General features: G+C 68.8%; 21 protein-coding genes and 1 pseudogene. 6 read left to right on the forward strand and 16 right to left on the reverse strand.

Translation table 11 applies throughout. The features are described from left to right. Both OMP43_RS21795 and OMP43_RS22845 read right to left on the reverse strand, forming a co-directional pair. A partial coding sequence (locus OMP43_RS21795) for a pseudouridine synthase (RefSeq protein WP_348538629.1) occupies positions 1 to 749 on the reverse strand: 749 nt, incomplete at its 3' end. Next, a pseudogene (locus tag OMP43_RS22845) lies at positions 745 to 870 on the reverse strand (hypothetical protein); the annotation flags it as partial. The gene OMP43_RS21795 and the pseudogene OMP43_RS22845, both read right to left, overlap by 5 nt. A 74-nt stretch (positions 871 to 944) precedes the next feature. Between OMP43_RS22845 and OMP43_RS21800 the strand changes: the two are divergent. Continuing rightward, positions 945 to 1,379, forward strand: coding sequence for a response regulator (locus tag OMP43_RS21800; protein ID WP_280281669.1), 435 nt, complete (start codon positions 945 to 947; stop codon positions 1,377 to 1,379). Between the two features lie 129 nt (positions 1,380 to 1,508). On the opposite strand, the gene OMP43_RS21805 is transcribed toward OMP43_RS21800, so the two are convergent. Together OMP43_RS21805 and OMP43_RS21810 are read right to left on the reverse strand one after the other, a co-directional pair. After that, positions 1,509 to 1,658 carry a hypothetical protein gene (locus OMP43_RS21805; RefSeq protein WP_280281670.1) on the reverse strand — a complete coding sequence of 50 codons (150 nt, stop codon included), beginning with the start codon at positions 1,656 to 1,658 and terminating at the stop codon, positions 1,509 to 1,511. A 78-nt stretch (positions 1,659 to 1,736) separates the two neighbouring features. Then, positions 1,737 to 2,861 carry an SRPBCC family protein gene (locus tag OMP43_RS21810; protein ID WP_280281671.1) on the reverse strand — a complete coding sequence of 375 codons (1,125 nt, stop codon included), beginning with the start codon at positions 2,859 to 2,861 and terminating at the stop codon, positions 1,737 to 1,739. A 67-nt stretch (positions 2,862 to 2,928) separates the two neighbouring features. Between OMP43_RS21810 and OMP43_RS21815 the strand changes: the two genes are divergently transcribed. The 3 genes from OMP43_RS21815 to OMP43_RS21825 are packed head-to-tail and all read left to right on the forward strand — an operon-like array spanning position 2,929 to position 5,836. Next, positions 2,929 to 4,590 (forward strand): MFS transporter, encoded by a 1,662-nt coding sequence (locus OMP43_RS21815; RefSeq protein WP_348538628.1) that lies wholly within the window; start codon positions 2,929 to 2,931, stop codon positions 4,588 to 4,590. Beyond that, positions 4,590 to 5,351 carry a tetratricopeptide repeat protein gene (locus tag OMP43_RS21820; protein WP_280281672.1) on the forward strand — a complete coding sequence of 254 codons (762 nt, stop codon included), beginning with the start codon at positions 4,590 to 4,592 and terminating at the stop codon, positions 5,349 to 5,351. Before OMP43_RS21815 ends, OMP43_RS21820 begins: the two co-directional genes overlap by 1 nt. Continuing rightward, entirely contained in the window at positions 5,348 to 5,836 is a 489-nt protein-coding gene (locus OMP43_RS21825) for a DUF2939 domain-containing protein (protein WP_280281673.1), read from the forward strand. Before OMP43_RS21820 ends, OMP43_RS21825 begins: the two co-directional genes overlap by 4 nt. On the opposite strand, the gene OMP43_RS21830 is transcribed toward OMP43_RS21825, so the two are convergent. The 7 genes from OMP43_RS21830 to OMP43_RS21860 form a co-directional block, all read right to left on the reverse strand. Continuing rightward, positions 5,830 to 6,255, reverse strand: coding sequence for a DUF6628 family protein (locus OMP43_RS21830; RefSeq protein ID WP_280281674.1), 426 nt, complete (start codon positions 6,253 to 6,255; stop codon positions 5,830 to 5,832). The genes OMP43_RS21825 and OMP43_RS21830 overlap by 7 nt on opposite strands. A gap of 360 nt (positions 6,256 to 6,615) precedes the next feature. Further along, entirely contained in the window at positions 6,616 to 7,923 is a 1,308-nt protein-coding gene (locus OMP43_RS21835; RefSeq protein ID WP_280281675.1) for a folylpolyglutamate synthase/dihydrofolate synthase family protein, read from the reverse strand. Positions 7,924 to 8,037: 114 nt separating this feature from the next. After that, complete coding sequence (accD, locus tag OMP43_RS21840) at positions 8,038 to 8,892, reverse strand: acetyl-CoA carboxylase, carboxyltransferase subunit beta (RefSeq protein WP_280281676.1); 855 nt, start codon at positions 8,890 to 8,892, stop codon at positions 8,038 to 8,040. Continuing rightward, positions 8,889 to 9,692 (reverse strand): tryptophan synthase subunit alpha, encoded by an 804-nt coding sequence (gene trpA / locus OMP43_RS21845; protein ID WP_280281677.1) that lies wholly within the window; start codon positions 9,690 to 9,692, stop codon positions 8,889 to 8,891. Before trpA ends, accD begins: the two co-directional genes overlap by 4 nt. Next, the gene (locus OMP43_RS21850; protein WP_280281678.1) at positions 9,689 to 9,988 is read right to left on the reverse strand and encodes a hypothetical protein; all 300 of its coding nucleotides are present in this window, start codon (positions 9,986 to 9,988) and stop codon (positions 9,689 to 9,691) included. The genes trpA and OMP43_RS21850 overlap by 4 nt, the downstream gene beginning before the upstream one ends. Before the next feature lie 11 nt (positions 9,989 to 9,999). Then, complete coding sequence (trpB, locus tag OMP43_RS21855; RefSeq protein ID WP_280281679.1) at positions 10,000 to 11,223, reverse strand: tryptophan synthase subunit beta; 1,224 nt, start codon at positions 11,221 to 11,223, stop codon at positions 10,000 to 10,002. 90 nt (positions 11,224 to 11,313) lie between these two features. After that, positions 11,314 to 11,943, reverse strand: coding sequence for a phosphoribosylanthranilate isomerase (locus OMP43_RS21860; RefSeq protein ID WP_280281680.1), 630 nt, complete (start codon positions 11,941 to 11,943; stop codon positions 11,314 to 11,316). A gap of 59 nt (positions 11,944 to 12,002) precedes the next feature. On the opposite strand from OMP43_RS21860, the gene OMP43_RS21865 reads away from it, so the two are divergent. Further along, a complete protein-coding gene (locus tag OMP43_RS21865) occupies positions 12,003 to 12,512 on the forward strand; it encodes a topology modulation protein (RefSeq protein WP_280281681.1) in 510 nt (169 codons plus the stop codon). Here the strand turns inward: OMP43_RS21865 and OMP43_RS21870 are convergent. Both OMP43_RS21870 and OMP43_RS21875 read right to left on the reverse strand, forming a co-directional pair. After that, positions 12,499 to 13,011: a GNAT family N-acetyltransferase gene (locus tag OMP43_RS21870; RefSeq protein ID WP_280281682.1), complete on the reverse strand. Its 513-nt coding sequence runs from the start codon at positions 13,009 to 13,011 to the stop codon at positions 12,499 to 12,501. The two genes, OMP43_RS21865 and OMP43_RS21870, sit on opposite strands and share 14 nt — an antisense overlap. A 40-nt stretch (positions 13,012 to 13,051) precedes the next feature. Then, positions 13,052 to 13,441: a helix-turn-helix domain-containing protein gene (locus OMP43_RS21875; RefSeq protein ID WP_280281683.1), complete on the reverse strand. Its 390-nt coding sequence runs from the start codon at positions 13,439 to 13,441 to the stop codon at positions 13,052 to 13,054. Positions 13,442 to 13,541: 100 nt separating this feature from the next. On the opposite strand from OMP43_RS21875, the gene OMP43_RS21880 reads away from it, so the two are divergent. Beyond that, positions 13,542 to 14,291, forward strand: a complete 750-nt coding sequence (locus tag OMP43_RS21880) for an SDR family oxidoreductase (protein ID WP_280281684.1) — start codon at positions 13,542 to 13,544, stop codon at positions 14,289 to 14,291. On the opposite strand, the gene OMP43_RS21885 is transcribed toward OMP43_RS21880, so the two are convergent. Genes OMP43_RS21885 through OMP43_RS21895 form a run of 3 tightly spaced genes read right to left on the reverse strand, consistent with a single transcriptional unit; the run spans position 14,285 to position 16,002 of the window. After that, positions 14,285 to 14,974, reverse strand: a complete 690-nt coding sequence (locus OMP43_RS21885; protein ID WP_280281685.1) for a lysozyme inhibitor LprI family protein — start codon at positions 14,972 to 14,974, stop codon at positions 14,285 to 14,287. The genes OMP43_RS21880 and OMP43_RS21885 overlap by 7 nt on opposite strands. 15 nt (positions 14,975 to 14,989) lie before the next feature. Then, a complete protein-coding gene (gene pyrF / locus OMP43_RS21890; protein ID WP_280281686.1) occupies positions 14,990 to 15,661 on the reverse strand; it encodes an orotidine-5'-phosphate decarboxylase in 672 nt (223 codons plus the stop codon). Continuing rightward, complete coding sequence (locus OMP43_RS21895; RefSeq protein WP_280281687.1) at positions 15,658 to 16,002, reverse strand: lipopolysaccharide assembly protein LapA domain-containing protein; 345 nt, start codon at positions 16,000 to 16,002, stop codon at positions 15,658 to 15,660. Before OMP43_RS21895 ends, pyrF begins: the two co-directional genes overlap by 4 nt. Positions 16,003 to 16,080 lie beyond the last annotated feature (78 nt).

A 16,080-nucleotide genomic window follows, 5' to 3' on the forward strand; every position in this document is an offset into this window, starting at 1 on the left:
CCGCCCGGCACGGGCACCGGCTTGGGCCGCGGTGCCGGATCGACCGCGCGGGAGCGGACGGCGAACTGCAGGTTCGACGCGGCCTTGCCGCCGCCGGGCCTGGCCAGGACGGTGCGGAAAGTGACCAGGTCGTGCTGGCGGATCTCGTCGACATCGCCCGCGGGCATGTCGCCCAGCCAGAAGGGGCCGTAGCGGGTGCGGATCAGCCGGTTCACCTCCAGCCCCAGATATTCGAGCACCCGGCGCACTTCGCGGTTCTTGCCCTCGGTCAGCGTCAGCTCGATCCACACATTGGCGCCGGTGCGCCGCTCGATATTGGCGTTGATCGGCCCGTAGCGCACGCCTTCGATCTCGACGCCGAGCATCAGCGATTCGAGCTGCGCCTGGGTGACGTTGCCATAGGCGCGGGCGCGGTAGCTGCGCTCCACTCCGGTGGCGGGTAGTTCGAGCGCACGCTTCAGCTCGCCATCGGTGGTGAGCAGCAACAGGCCCTCGGTGCTGAGGTCGAGCCGGCCGACGGGCATCACCCGGGGCAGCCCGTCGGGCAGGCGATCATAGATGGTCGGGCGGCCCTTGGGGTCGCGCTCGGTGGTGAGCAGCCCGGCGGGCTTGTGATAGCGGAACAGGCGCGCCGGGGCGGGCGCGGCAACCGGCTTGCCGTCGACGGTCACGCCGCGCAGCGAGGGGAGCAGCGTCGCGGGCGTATCGAGCACTTTGCCGTCGAGCGCGATTCGCCCGTCCGCGATCATGCGCTCCACATCGCGACGCGACGCGATTCCGGCACGGGCCAGCAGCTTGGCGATGCGCTGCGCTTCTTTGGTATTGGATGATGACACCCGGGCGATATAGCGATTGTGGCGGTCGCTTCAAAAATTATTGCGCCCTCGAAAGGGATTGGCGCGTTAGCGCCTCGGGTTCAGTGGCTTGGCGGGTTTTCAGGCGAGATGATGTTCGGGCGGAAGAAGCGGCGGATCGAGCGGTTGCTGGTAGTGGAGGACGAGCCGCTGGTGGCGTTCGACACGGAACATTTCCTGACGGGCGAAGGCTTCGCGGTGGCGGCGACGGTGGACACCGTGGCCGAAGCGCTGCGGGTGATCGCGGCGGATGCCGGGCTGGACCTGGTGCTGGCCGATGTGAGCCTGGCCGATGGCAGCGGCGTGGAAGTGGCGCGCGCGGCGCAGGGCCGCGGCCTGCCCGTGCTGTTCGTGACCGGCAGCTTTCCCGAGGAAGCGCGCGCGCTGGCGGCGGGATGCCTCGCCAAGCCCTATCCGCAGCGCGACCTGCTCGCGGCGATCACGGCGATCGAGGCGGTGCTGGAGGGGACCCGGGCGCCCCGGCGGCTGCCGGGCAGCTTCAGCCTGTTCCTGAGCGCGGCCTAGGATCCATTGGCATTCAGCTCCAGCGGCGATATCGCTGGTGGCATATTGGACCCTTAAACGAGTTCAGGGTGGCGAGGGAGGGGCGAAGTCCGCGCCCTTGGCCTGAATGTCGCTTGGCCCCGGGCGATCCTAATAGCGCAGCACGATCAGCGCGGCGGCGACGACGATCGCCCAGCTCAACGCGCCGATCCCGAACGCGATCAGCAGCCCGGTGCCGCGCGGCTGGCGGGGTTCGTTGCTGGTCTCGAGCAGTTCCTTGGGCGGCAATCGAAGCGACATCGGGCGATCCTCTCGAACTACTTCATAGGTAGGCGGGAGGCCGGGCGCGCGAAATCCTGAGGAATTCCGCTCCGGATTCTACCGGAGCCGGGCGTTCACCGCGTCGTGGAAATGGCGAATGCCGAGTTCGAGGGTGCCCAGCGTCACCCGCTCGATCGCGCCCGAGGCGAGGCCCTGCTGGCCGAGCTCGCAGGCGCGGAAATCCTCCGAGGCGAAGACCCCGCCGTCGAGCAGCTCCCAGCTGCGCTCCCAATGGGCGAGCGCCTTCTCGGTGGCCGGCGGCTCCGGGATCAGCATGAAATCCTCGACCAGCACCCGCCCTTCGGACTGGGGCATCAGTACCATAAGGTTGATATAGTCGGGGCTCACCACCAGCACGGTGCCGGGGAACATCTGATAGGTATAGGTGATCGCGGCGCGCAGCGTCGCCCAGTCGCTGGAGGAAAGCGCGGCGAGCGCGGCCTCGCGCCCCACCGCCGAGCGCTGGTGCGGGCCGATCGCGTCGGCGGTGGAGACGCCGTCCTTGAAGAACGGGGCGATCGTGTCGGCATGGAGCCGCTGGATGTGATAGCCTTCGAGAAAGGCATCCATGATCAGCTTCCAGTTCGCCTGCACCGCATGGGTGCGGCGGCGGAACAGGTGCTGGCCGGCCAGGTCGAACGCCTCGAAATCGCGCGCCAGCGTCTCCGCCTCGGCGAAATCGGCTTCCTCCGCGAAGGAGAACCAGATGAGCCCGCCCGCCTCGTGCGTGGGCAGCCGCCTGAGGCCATATTCGCCCTTGTCCAGGCCCGGAAAGGCGTCGGGGCGGGGAAGGCCGACCAGCCGGCCGTCGAGCGCATAGGTCCAGGCATGATAGGGGCAGACCAGCCGTCCGCCCTTCACCGGGTCGCAGCCCTCGACCAGCCGCGTGCCGCGATGCCGGCAGACGTTGAGGAAGACATGTGCCTGGCCGGCCTTGTCGCGCGCCACCAGCAGCGGCTTGCCGAAGCCGTCATGCGGGATCGCCATGTTGGCCTCGGGGAGCAGCGCCGAGGGCGCGATCACCAGCGGCACGCGGGCGAAGATGCTCGCCTGCTCGGCGGCGAAACGCTCGGCGCTGGTATAGACCGAGGCCGCGACATACGCGATCTCGCCCTCGCCGCGCGATCCGCCCCGGGCCAGTGCCCCGGCCAGTGCCAGCTGTCCTTCGGTCGGCGCGTTCATGCCATGCTCTCCTCTGGCCTTCCCGATATTTTCGGCTAGTTTCCACCCAACACAGCGAGGGTGCAAGGTGAGCGACAAATTGAAAGGCTGGGCGCTGCTGCGCGCGGCGATGCGTAACCGCAAGACGGCGGCGATGCTGGTGCTGGGGTTCGCATCGGGCCTGCCCTTCGTGCTGCTGATCGGCACGCTCAACGCCTGGCTGGGCGAGCTCAAGGTGAGCCTGGCCACGATCGGCGTGCTCTCGTGGATCGGCCTGGCCTATGCCTTCAAGTTCCTGTGGTCGCCGCTGGTCGACCGGGCCCGGCTGCCGCTGATCGGGCAATTGGGCCGGCGCCGCTCCTGGCTGGTGCTCTGCCAGGCCGGGCTGGCGGTGCTGCTCTGCGGGCTGGCGCTCACCGATCCGCTGACCGCGATCGGCAGCTTCGCCGGGCTGGCGGTGATCGCGGCCTTCCTGTCCGCGACCCAGGACGTCGTGATCGACGCCTGGCGGATCGAGATCGCCGACGAATCGGCGACCGTCGACCTGCTCTCGGCGATCTACCAGCTGGGCAACCGGCTGGCGGCGCTGACCGGCGGCGCCCTGGCGCTGATCCTGGCGGCGCGGGTGAGCTGGCCGACCGTCTATATCGGCTTCGGCGTGGTGATGATCGGCGCGCTGGTGATGACGCTGTTCACGCCCGAGGCCGAGCGCAACGCCGCCGACGAGGCGTCGCCGCTGGCCGGCCATTCGGTGCCCGCCGCCGGCCAGCGCGCCGTCGCGCTGGGGATCGTGGCGGTCTGCTGGGCCTGGGCGATCTACATGCTCGGCAGCTTCATGATCGCGGCGCTGCGCCCGCCGGTGCCCGGCGTGCCGGCGCCGTCCGCGGGCGCGTTCACCCAGGTCTGGGGGCCGTGGATCATCGTCGCGACCGTCATCCTGCCGGCGCTGGTCGCGGGCTGGACCAACCGGCTGCCGCGGCATGTCGAAGGCGTGGATCCCGCGCCGAGCGCGCTGCGGGCAGCGGCCAACCACAGCTATCGCGCGCTGATCCTGCCGCTGGCCGAGATCGTCCAGCGGCTGCGCTGGGGGGCGATCCTCGTCCTCGCGCTGATCCTGCTCTACCGGATCGCCGATTCGATCTGGGCGCCCTTCGCCTTCCCCTTCTATCTCGACTTCCTCCACTATACGAACGACGAGGTCGCCTTTGCCTCCAAGGTGTTCGGCGTGGTGATGACGATCCTCGGCGTGGCGATCGGCGGGGTGATGCTCGCGTCGATCGGCCGGTTGCCGACCCTGCTGGTGGGCGGCATCGTCGCGGCCGCATCGAACCTGCTCTATGCCGATCTGGCGCTGGGCGGGCCCGGGATCGACGGGTTCGCGCACCTGCTCATGCTCGATCATGTCGGCATCGATCCGCGGATGATCCGGCTGATGCTGGCGATCTCGGGCGAGAACATCGCGGGCGGCCTCGCCGGCACGGCGTTCATCGCCTATATCTCCTCGATCACCTCGCGCGAATACAGCGCCGTGCAATATGCGCTGCTCTCCTCGATGACGTTCCTGGTCGGCGCGCTCGGCCGCGCCGCGGTGGGCGAGGCGATCGAGAAGCATGGCTATGCCAATATCTTCTACGTGACCGCCGGGCTCGGCATGATCGCGGTGGTGCTGGTGCTGATCGAATGGTGGCGCCCGGCGCCGCTGCCCAAGGGCGAGCCGATCGCCTCGACGCCGGAAGGCGCCGGCGCCTGATGCCCTATCTGCTTATCATCGGGCTGCAGGTGGCGTGTATCGTCCATCTGATGCGGCGCGGCGGCAACCCGATGTGGGTGACCGCGCTGATCTTCCTGCCCGTGGTCAGCGCCATCGCCTATTTCTTCGTCGAGATCCTGCCCGGCCTGGGCCAGAACCGGCACGTGCGCACCGCGCGGGCCAGGGCGGTGGCGACGCTCGACCCCGAACGCGAGCTGCGCGCCGCGCACGCCGCGCTGGAGCTGGCCGATACCGCCGCCAACCGGCTGCGCGTCGCCGATGCTCTGGCCGGGCTCGGCCGGCACGGCGAGGCGGTGCCGCTCTATCGCGAATCGATCCGCATGACCGCGGGCGAGCCCGATGTGCGGACCCAGGGCAAGCTCGCCGACGCGCTCTACGAAGCCGGCCAGAGCACGGAGGCGCTGGCGCTGCTCGACGCCGCGCCCGAGCCGCTCGGCCAGAGCGATCGCGATCGCCGGATCCTGTTGCGCGCCAAGCTGCTCGAGCATCTCGGCCACCCGGAAGAGGCGCTCGAGCTCTATGCCGATGTCGTCACCCGCCTGCCGGGCGAGGAGGCGCGCTGCCGCTATGCCGCGCTGCTGATCGCGCAGGGCTGGGACCGCAAGGCGCTGACGGTGCTGGAAGAAGTGGAGAAACGGATGAAGCGCATGGATCGCCAGCAGCGCGCGGCGGAGGCGGACATGTATCGCTGGGCGATGGATGCGCTGGCGGAATTGCGCGCGAGGGGCGTGGCGGCGTGAAGAAACGCTGGCTGATCGCGCTGCTGGTCCTGATCCTGTTCGCGGCTGGCGGCTGGGTCTGGGGATCGCCCTATTACACGCTGTGGCAGATGAAGCACGCGGCCGAGGCGCGCGACGTCGACGCGCTGGCGCGCCATATCGATTTCCCGAAGGTGCGGGAGAGCGTGAAGGCGCAGCTCGCGGCGCGGGCGGGCGGCGAGGGCGGCGGCATGCTGGATGCGCTGGTCCGTGCCGGGATCGCCGATACCGTGGTCGATGCGGCGGTCTCGCCCGAGGGGATGCGCTTCATCTTCGCCGCGGCGCCGCTGGCCGATACCGCGCGCCCGGGCACGATCAAGCTCAAGGCGAACGAGATGCGCTATCGCCGCGTCGCCTTCGGGCGCTTCCTGCTGACCCGCAAGGACGGGGCGGCGCTGGAGTTCCGGCTGCACGGCGCGAACTGGCTGCTGACCGACCTCAGGCTGCCGCCCGACGCGCTTCACTGATCGAGCGCCAGCCCCATATCGGCGAAGCTGTTGGCAAGGGCATGGGCGGTGATCAGCACGCCCGTCGCGTCGCGCACGCCGAGCATGTCGGCGAGCAGCACCGCCGAGACCTGGGGCTGGGTGCGCACCCGGGCGAGGATCTGGAGCAGCGCGGATTCCGCCCCGGTCATCCGCGCGCAGCACCAGGGCGCGATCTGGATCGGCCCGGCCGATAGCGCCGACATTTCCTGCATCAGCGCGCGCAACAGCACGAGCGGGCGCCGGAAGCTCTTGCCGAATGCCGTGACAAAGGCATGCGCGGTGCAGGCATCATGGATACCGTGCGCGCCCATCTGGCGGACCCCGAACAGCAGCAGCCGCGCACCGGGATCCTCGGGCTGGAGTTCGGGCAGGGCGGTGAGCGTGGCACTGACGGTCATGAGGACTCCGATCGCTGTGATCGGAAATCTTGCCCATCCGCTATTGATAGTCAATCGCAATAAAGGGGTTTGCGGCGGACGGTTCGCCGCGGGCGAGGCGCGGCTGCGCGGAGGCTCACATGGTTCGCCTCCGGTTGGGCACGCATATTCCTGCAACCGTCATTCCCGGTGGCGAGGGAGGAAGTTGAATGTCGAAGCCTCCCGCTCTTCCGCCATGCTGAACTCGTTTCAGCATCCAATTCTCCACCGGCGCTATCGCTGGTGGCACGTTGGACCCTGAAACAAGTTCAGGGTGACGAAGGAGGTTGGTTCGACGTGTTCCCCGCCAAACCACGCGCTTAGCCTGAACGTCGATTGGCCCTAGTAGGGCATTTCCCCATTCGCCTCGAGCACCGTGCCGGCCAGGTACAGCGAGCCCAGCACCAGCACCACCGGCGCGCCGCCTTCGCGGGCGATGGCGGTGAGCGCGCGGGGCACGTCGGGCGCTACTGCAGCGTGCGGGATGCCGAGCCCCTGCGCCGCTTCGGCAAGTCGTGCGGGCGGATGATGTTCATGGCCCGGGACCGGCACCGCATGCAGTTTCGCGGCGTGCTTCGCAAAGGGGGCGAGCAGGCCCCGGGCGTCCTTGTTGGCGAGCATGCCGAGCACGAGCTGCACCGGGCGGCCCCGTGCGACCTGGGCGAGCGTGGCGCTCACCGCCGCGGCGGCGGCTTCGTTGTGCCCGCCATCGAGCCACAATTCGCTGCCCGGGGGCAGGAGGCGAAGGAGCGGGCCGTCGCCCAGCTTCTGCATGCGCGCGGGCCAGCGGGCATTGCCGGGGGCCGCGCCAAGCGCTTCGTCGGGCACGGCCAGGGCCTGCTGGTGCCGCAGCATCGCGATGGCGAGCGCCAGGTTGGCGGGCTGGTGCGGCCCGGCCAGGAGGGGGAGGGCGGTCTCCACCGCGCCCCGGGCATCGCCATAGTGGAGCTGGTCGCCGCGCACTTCGAAGTCCCACGCCGTCCCCTGCGCGAACACCGGCGCGCCGGCGACCGCGACGATCTGGGCGATGTGGGGGGCATAGCGCATCGTCACCAGCGGCACGTCCGGCTTGGCGATGCCGGCCTTTTCCGCGGCGATCTTCTCCAGCGTGTCGCCCAGAAACGCCTGATGGTCGATGCCGAGCTGGGCGATGCCGGTCACTGCCGGCCGCGCCACGACATTGGTGGCATCCAGCCGCCCGCCCAGGCCGACCTCGAGGATGAGTGCATCCGCCGGCACCCGGGCAAAGGCGAGGAAGGCGGCGGCGGTGGTCACTTCGAAGAAGCTCGCCCCGATATCGCCGCCGGCATCCAGCACTTCCTCGAGCAGCGGCGCGAGCATGGCGTCCTCGATCAGCGAGCCGGCGAGCCGGATCCGCTCGTTGAAGCGCACGAGATGCGGGCTCGAATAGACATGCGCGCGCAGGCCGGCGGCCTCGATCGCGGCGCGCAGAAAGGCGCAGGTGGAGCCCTTGCCGTTGGTGCCGGCGACATGGAGCACCGGGGGCAGCGCCAGCTGCGGATTGCCGACGCGCTCGAGCAGCCGGGTGATGCGCTCGAGCCCGAGAATGTCGGCACCGGGCGAGAGCGCGCCGAGCCGGTCGAGCTGGCGTTGGACGTGCGGGTCGGAGGAGATTGCGTGGTCGGCCATCATTCCTTCTCCCCGTTGGGGGAGAGGGCCGGGGAAAGGGGGAATGCGGAGAACTGGCGATTCATGCCCCTCTCCCTAGCCCTCTCCCCGCAAACGGGGAGAGGGAAAATCATGTCACGCCGCCTTCTTCCCCTCGCACAGCAGGCCGATGAGCTGGCCCAGCGTCGCGCGGAGTTCCTTGCGGTGGGTGACCATGTCGATCAGGCCGTGCTCGCGATAATATTCCGAGGTCTGGAAATCGTCGGGCAGCTTCTCGCGGATCGTGTTCTCGATCACGCGGCGGCCGGTAAAGGCCAGCATGGCGCGCGGCTCGGCGATCTGGACGTCGCCCAGCATCGCATAGGCCGCCATCACCCCGCCCGAGGTCGGGTCGGTCAGCACAACGATATAGGGCAGGCCCGCATCATGGAGCATCTCGATCGCCACGGTGGTGCGCGGCATCTGCATCAGCGAGAGGATGCCCTCCTGCATGCGCGCGCCGCCCGATGCGGTGAAGGCGATATAGGGCGCCCGCGCGGCGATCGCCGCCTCCACGCCCTGGATGAACGCCTCGCCCACGGCCTGGCCCATCGAGCCGCCCATGAAGGCGAAGTCCTGCACGCCGATCACGGCCTTGCGGCCGAGGATCGTGCCCGAGGCGTTGAGGAACGCGTCCTGCTCGCCGGTGCTGGTCCGCGCCGCCTTGAGGCGCGCCGGATAGGGCTTCTGGTCGCGGAACTTGAGCGGATCCTCCGCCACCCTGGGGCTGGGCAGCACCGTGTAGCTGCCCTCGTCGAACAGATATTGGAAGCGCTCGGCCGGACCGATGCGATCGTGATGATCGCAATGCGGGCAGACATGCTGGTTCGCTTCCAGCTCCTTCATGAAGGTCATCTGCCCGCATCCCTTGCACTTGTGCCAGAGATTGTCGGGAGTTTCCTTCTTGGGCGTGAAGGCCAGGACGTTGCGGACGCGATCGATCCAGCTCATGCGACTTCTTTCCTTGCGGCTTCCACGGCCGTCTTGAGGGAGCGGATATAGGCGCGGATCTGCTCCGGCGCATCTGCTCCGTGTTTTCCAACCAGCTCCACGATCGCCGAGCCGACGACGACGCCGTCGGCCACCCGGGCGATCGCTTCCGCCTGTTCGGGCGTGCGGACGCCGAAGCCGACCGCGACGGGCAGATCGGTGGCGGCTTTCAGGCGCGCGACGGCATCTTCGATCGAAGCCTGGGCGGCCTGTTGTAACCCGGTGATCCCGGCGACCGAGACATAATAGAGGAACCCGCTCGCGCCTTCGAGCACCGCCGGCAGGCGCGCGGCATCGGTGGTGGGCGTGGCGAGGCGGATCACGTCGATGCCGTTGGCGGTGAAGGAAGCGACCTCGGCGGCCTCCTCGGGCGGGATGTCGACGATGATGACGCCGTCCGCGCCTGCCCGAGCCGCCGCCTCGGCAAAGGCCGTGGGGGTGGGGCGGGTCATGGTGTTGGCATAGCCCATCAGCACCAGCGGCACGTCCGGATGGCGCGTGCGGAAGCCGCTGACGATCGCCAGCACGTCGGCGGTGCGCGTGCCCCGGGCGAGCGCGCGCAGGTTGGCGGCCTGGATCGCCGGGCCATCGGCCATCGGATCGGTGAAGGGCATGCCCAGCTCGATCACATCGGCACCGCCCGCGACGAGCGCGTCGAGGTTGGCGGCAGTGTCGCCATCGCCGGCGGTGATGAAGGTGACCAGCGCGGCGCGATACTGCGCGCGTGCGGCGGCGAACGCGGCGGCCAGACGATCGCTCATGATTCCTTCTCCGCCATCATGCGCCGACGGGCATGCGCCGTGCCGACGCCGAACAATAATGCCCCACCGATCAGAAGGGCCAGCATGCCGAGAACTGGTAGGCTGCCGAACCATGTGTTGAACCACGAACCGCAGCCATGGGGATCGCAATCAAAACAATAATACGGGCCTCCCGCCTCTGTCACACAAGCCGCGATCCATGCATTCCTCCAGGCAGCCATGAATGGCGTACCCAGGCTCCAGAGAAACAGCAGGAAGGCAATGCCAGCCAGCAAGCCGCCGCGTATCAGGCTCAAGCCGACCCGTCTCACAGCTCGAATCCCAGCGCATCCGCCACGGTGAAGATGTCCTTGTCGCCGCGGCCCGAGACATTGACCACGATGATCTGGTCCGGGCCCATCTCGCGCGCCTTGGTCTCCAGTGCCGCGAGCGCGTGCGCGCTTTCCAGCGCGGGGATGATCCCCTCCAGCTTGCAGCAGAGCTGGAAGGCGTCGAGCGCCTGCTGGTCGGTGACGGGCAGATACGCGACCCGGCCGCTCTCGTGCAGCCAGCTATGCTCGGGGCCGATGCCCGGATAGTCGAGGCCCGCCGAGATCGAATGCGCCTCGGTGATCTGGCCGTCCTCGTCCTGGAGCAGATAGGTGCGGTTGCCGTGCAGGATGCCCGGCGCGCCGCCGGTCAGGCTGGCGGCGTGCTGGCCGGTCTCGATGCCGTGCCCGGCGGCCTCGACGCCGATCATCGCCACATCGGCATCGTCGAGGAACGGGTGGAACAGCCCGATCGCGTTCGATCCGCCGCCCACCGCGGCGATCAGCAGGTCGGGCAGGCGCCCCTCGGCCTTCTGGATCTGCTCGCGCGCCTCGGTGCCGATCACGCTCTGAAAGTCGCGGACCAGCTCGGGATAGGGGTGCGGGCCCGCCGCCGTGCCGATGATGTAGAAGGTGTCGTGGACGTTCGCGACCCAATCTCGAAGGGCCTCGTTCATCGCGTCCTTGAGCGTCTCGGCCCCGCTCGTCACCGGATGCACCTCGGCACCGAGCAGCTTCATGCGGAAGACGTTCGGCTTCTGGCGCTCGACATCCTTGGCGCCCATGAAGATCGTGCAGGGCAGGCCGAACCTGGCGGCGACGGTGGCGGTGGCGACGCCATGCTGGCCCGCGCCCGTCTCGGCGATGATCCGCGTCTTGCCCATGCGGCGGGCGAGCAGGATCTGGCCGATGCAGTTGTTGATCTTGTGCGCGCCGGTGTGGTTCAGTTCCTCGCGCTTGAAGTAGATTTTCGCCCCGCCGAAATGCTCGGTCAGCCGTTCGGCGAAATAGAGCGGGCTCGGCCGGCCGACATAATGCTCGAGCAGGTCGTCGAACTCGGCCTGGAAGACGGGATCGGCCTTGGCCGCGCGATATTCGCGCTCGAGCTCGAGGATCAGCGGCATCAGCGTCTCGGCGACGAAGCGGCCGCCGAACTGGCCGAAATGCCCATGCTCGTCGGGAAGATTGCGCAGGCTGTTGGGCAGCGTGGTGGTATCGGTCATTGCGTCTCTCATGGGTTCGGATGGCGGATGCGGGCTTGGGAGCTAGCGATCAGCGCCATCGAAATCCGATGCGGACAGGGGCGAACGGCCTCAACATTGCGCCACCGCTTGGAGGAATGCGGCGATCTTGGCAACATCCTTGACGCCCGGCGCACGCTCCACGCCCGAGGAGACGTCGACCAGCCTGGCGCCGGTGACGCCCACTGCCTCGCGGACATTGCCGGCATCGAGCCCGCCGGACAGCGCCCAGGGCAGCGGCTGGGGAATGTTCTCGAGCAGCTTCCAGTCGAAGCGCAGGCCCATGCCCCCGGGCAGCGCGGCGCCGTCGGGAGTCCTGGCGTCGTACAGGATGCGGTCGGCCGCGTCGCGATAGGCGGCCGCCTGGCCGATATCGGCGCGGATCTTCACGGGGATGGCGGCCCAGACCGGAACGCGCAGCCGGATCGCGGCGGCGCGTTCGGCGGAGGTCTTGTGGAGCTGCACCGCCTGGATGCCGGTGGCGAGCGCCGCCGAGAGCAGCGCTTCGTCGGGATCGACGAACACGCCGATCGTGCCGACATGCGCCGGCACGCGCCGGATCAGCGCCCGCGCCTGGTCGAAGCCGAGATTGCGCGGCGACGGCGGGAAGAACACGAAGCCGACATGGCTCGCCCCGCCGGCAATGGCGGCATCGAGCGTCTCGGGCGTGGACAGGCCGCAGATCTTGGCGGTAACAGGCATGCGGCCGCCTTAGGGCGATAAGGCCGCGACGTCACCAGCCAAGGCCGCTAGGAAATTCCATGGCCGAACGCATTCTCGTCATCGGATCGCCGGGCAGCGGCAAGTCGACGCTGGCGCGCCAGCTCGGCGAGCGGACCGGCCTGCCCGTCCATCATCTCGACCAGCTCTACTGGCGGCCGGGCTGGGTCGAGCCGGACGCGGAGACCTGGCACGCGCAGGTGCGGGCGCTTGCCGCCCGCCCGCGCTGGATCATCGACGGCACCTATGCCGGCACGCTTCCGGTCCGTCTCGCCGCCGCCGACAAGGTGGTGCTGCTCGACCTGTCGCCGCTGCGCTGCTTCTGGCGCGTGATTCGCAGGATCCTCGGCCATCTCGGCAAGGTGCGCCCGGACATGGCGGAGGGCTGCCCGGAGCGTTTCGACCTCGGCTTTCTCGGCTATGTCCTGCTGTTCCGCCTCAGGACGCTGCCGCGGGTCGAGGCGATGCTGGAGGGCTATTCCGGCGCATTCGCCTGGCTCGGCAATCGTCGCGAGATCGCCGATTTCCTGAAGGACTTCAGAGGTTCTTGACCAGCACGTCCATGAACAGCGGCGGATCGAGCGGGATCACGAAATCGCGCTTCTCGCCCGAGCTCGCATAGCCGCGGCGCGCATAATAGGCGATCAGCTCGACCCGGGAGTCGATCACCGTCATCTCCATCCGCGCCGTGCCGAACACATCGCGCGCGCAATCCTCCGCCGCCGCGACCAGCCGCTTGCCCAGCCCGCCGGCCTGGAGCAGCGGGTCGACGCAGAGCAGGCCGAGATAGGCGAGGCGATCGCCCCTGTCCGTCACCTGGACGCAGCCGATCGGGCCATTGTCGTCCAAGGCCACCAGCAGCCGCTGGGCGGGATCGGCCAGGATCGCCTCCAGCGTCGCCAGCTCGGTGCGGCTGCCTTCGGTGATCAGATCGGCCTCATGCGTCCAGCCTCCGCGCGCCGCATCGCCGCGATAGGCGCGCTCGATCACCCGGTGGAGGGCGGGCAGGTCGGCTGGCGTGGCGGGGCGGATCGTCAGCTTGTCGGACATGGCCGGCTCTGTCGGATGCCGGGGCGCCTTTGGCAAGCGTCTACTCCGCCGCTCGCGCGTCGAAGGCGGCGCGCGACGCCTCGATCCGTTCCAGATTGCGGGCCGCCCAGACCCACACGCCGCAAAAAGCCTCGGCCAGGCTGCCGCCCAGCTCGGTGAGCCGATAGTCGACATGCGGCGGGATCACCGGATGAACGGTGCGGATCAGCAGCCCGTCGCGTTCCATCTGGCGCACCGTCTGGGTCAGCATCTTCTGGCTGATCCCGCTGCATTCGGCGCGCAGCTTCGAGAAACGCAGCTCGCCATGTTCGGCGAGCGCCTCGAGCACGATCATCGTCCACTTGTCGGCGACGCGGCCGATGATCTCGGTGACGAGCGCTTCCACCCGGGGATCGAGATCGGGATAGCGATGGGGGTCGTAATCAGCCATGGTTTCCAGATGGTATGTATGAATGTTCTGGGTGCCTACTCCCCAATGGGTACCACGATACGATATTCAGCGTCCAGGCATTCGCGGAAAGGAACCCGACATGGACATGACCGGCAACACCATCCTGATCACCGGCGGCGGCTCGGGCATCGGCCGCGCGCTCGCCGAGGCGCTGCACGCGCGGGGCAACAAGGTGATCGTCTCCGGCCGCCGTGCGAGCGCGCTGGAGGAAGTCGCCGCCGCCAATCCGGGTATCGCCACCGCGACGCTCGACGTGGCCGATGCGGATGACATCGCCCGCTTCGCCCGCGACATCGTCACGGCGCATCCGGCGCTGGACGTGGTGATCCACAATGCCGGGATCATGCAGGCCGAGCATCTCGCCGCGCCGGGATCGGACCTCGCCATCGGCGAGGCGACGATCGCCACCAATCTGCTCGGGCCGCTGCGCCTCAACGCCGCGCTGCTGCCCCATCTGCTCGCCCGGCCCCGGGCGACCATCGCCACGGTGAGCTCGGGCCTCGCCTTCGTCCCCTTGACGACGACGCCCACTTATTGCGCGACCAAGGCGGCGATCCACAGCTGGACCCAGTCGCTGCGCCACCAGCTGAAGGGCACCAATGTCGAAGTGATCGAGATCGCCCCACCGGCGGTGGCGACCGACCTGATGCCCGGCCATGCCGAGAACCCCAATTCGATGCCGCTCGCCGACTATATCGCCGAGACCATGGCCCAGCTCGAGGCGGGCGCCGCCGAGAACCTGACCGAGCGCGTCAAGTTCCTCCGCTTCGCCGAGGCGCGGGGGGATTATGGAAAGGTGTTCGCCGTCCTCAACGACGGCACTCACTGATTGCTGGCGACCCAGTTGTTGGCGGGCAGGAAGGCGTCGCTCAGGCCGTAACTTCCCTTGCAATAGCGCTTGCAGCCCGCCGACGCCATGGCGTCGATCCGCGTGACATGGCCATTGGCGTCGCGCGTCAGCGCGAAGTCGATCCTGCACGCGCCGGCGGCCCAGCTCGCCTTGGCGGGCGAGGCGAGGGTGGCGATCGCGCCGGCCTCGCCATCGCCGGCCGGCAGCTTGCAAAGCGCCTTGCCGTCGAGATCTCGGCGCAGCGCGAAATCGAACTGCCGTGCGTCGATATGGTTGATCGTCAGCTGGGCGATATTGGCGGTCTTGTAGCTGGCTTCCCACAGCTCCTCGCCGAAGCTGCGCAGGGAATCGCGCTGGACGATATAGTCGCGCTCCACCGAAGCGGGATCGCACGCCTTTGCGCAGCGGGTGCGCAGGATCTGCTGCCAGTCCCGTTGCTGGCCCCGGAAGGCCTGCTTGTCGAACAGGATGGCGAGCCTGGCCTTGTAGAGCGCCGCGACCTCGCCATCGAGCGCGCGCAGCTTCGGGCTGGCGCAGATCGTCTTCTCCAGCGGGTGGCTGGCCCTGGCGCAGTCGAAGCTGGCCGATTGCGGCGGAGAGGCGGCGCGAAGACTGGAGAAGGCGAGGAAAAGGCCGAAGAGTCCGAAACTCGCGATCCGCATCATCCCTGCCTCCTGCTATAGTGTCGCCTCGATCTCGCGCGCGGCCAGGTCGGGGTCCTGGGCCTGGGTGATGGGGCGGCCGATCACCAGGATCGACGCGCCGGCATCGAGCGCGGCGCGCGGCGTGACCACCCGCTTCTGGTCGCCCACCGCGCCATTGGCCGGGCGGACGCCGGGAATGACGAAAAAGCCGTCGCGCCACAGCGCCTTGGCGGCGGCGACTTCGTTGCCGGAGCAGACGATGCCGTCGACGCCCGCCGACTTGGCGAGTTCCGTCAGGCGCATCACCTGCTCGTGCGGATCGGGCCTGAGGCCGACCGAGACCAGGTCGCTGTCGTCCAGGCTGGTGAGCATCGTCACCGCCACCACCTTGGTGCCCACGGGCGCCGCCGCCTTGGCGTCCTCGAGCATGGCGCGGCCGCCCGCGGCGTGCACGGTCAGGATCGCGGGCTCCAGCGGGCGCAACGCCTGGATCGCCTTGGCGACGGTGTTGGGAATGTCGTGGAACTTGAGGTCGAGGAAGATCGGCAGGCCGATCTCGTGCATCTCGTGGATGCCGGCGCGACCGTTCGCCATGAAGAATTCGAGGCCGAGCTTGATCCCGCCGACATGGGCCTTGACGCGCGTGGCGATGGCCCTGGCGCGCTCCAGATCCGGGGTGTCGATCGCGACATAGACCGGGCTCATTGCACGTCTCCCAGCGGCAGGGCCGTCTGGGGCGGGGTCGCCGCCGGCGCGGGTACGGGCATGGCCGCCGGCTCGGGCATCGCGTTGATCGCGCGCAGGTCGTTCAGGGCGCGCTCGAGCCCGGTGATCCGCTGGCGCATCCGCCAGCGGAGCGCGTGATAGGCGAGCAGCACCGGCAACAGCCCGGCGAGGAACACGAGGATCAGGAGCAGCGGCAGGCTGAAATCGGCGATCAGGCCGCTCCACAGGTGCACGTTCACGCGCTCGTCGCCATTGTAGATCACGAAGCCAGCGACAAGGCCGCCCAGCAACAGCCAGAACAGCACCTTCAGAAACCGCATTCCTCTCCCTTCCTGCGTGAGGCGGGAGTGGTTCTATGCCGGGAAGGGCGGTTTGGCCAGCCTCGGCCGGAAATGGGA

Source organism: Sphingomonas sp. CBMAI 2297 (assembly GCF_029870595.1).
Classification (GTDB): Bacteria; Pseudomonadota; Alphaproteobacteria; order Sphingomonadales; family Sphingomonadaceae; genus Sphingomonas.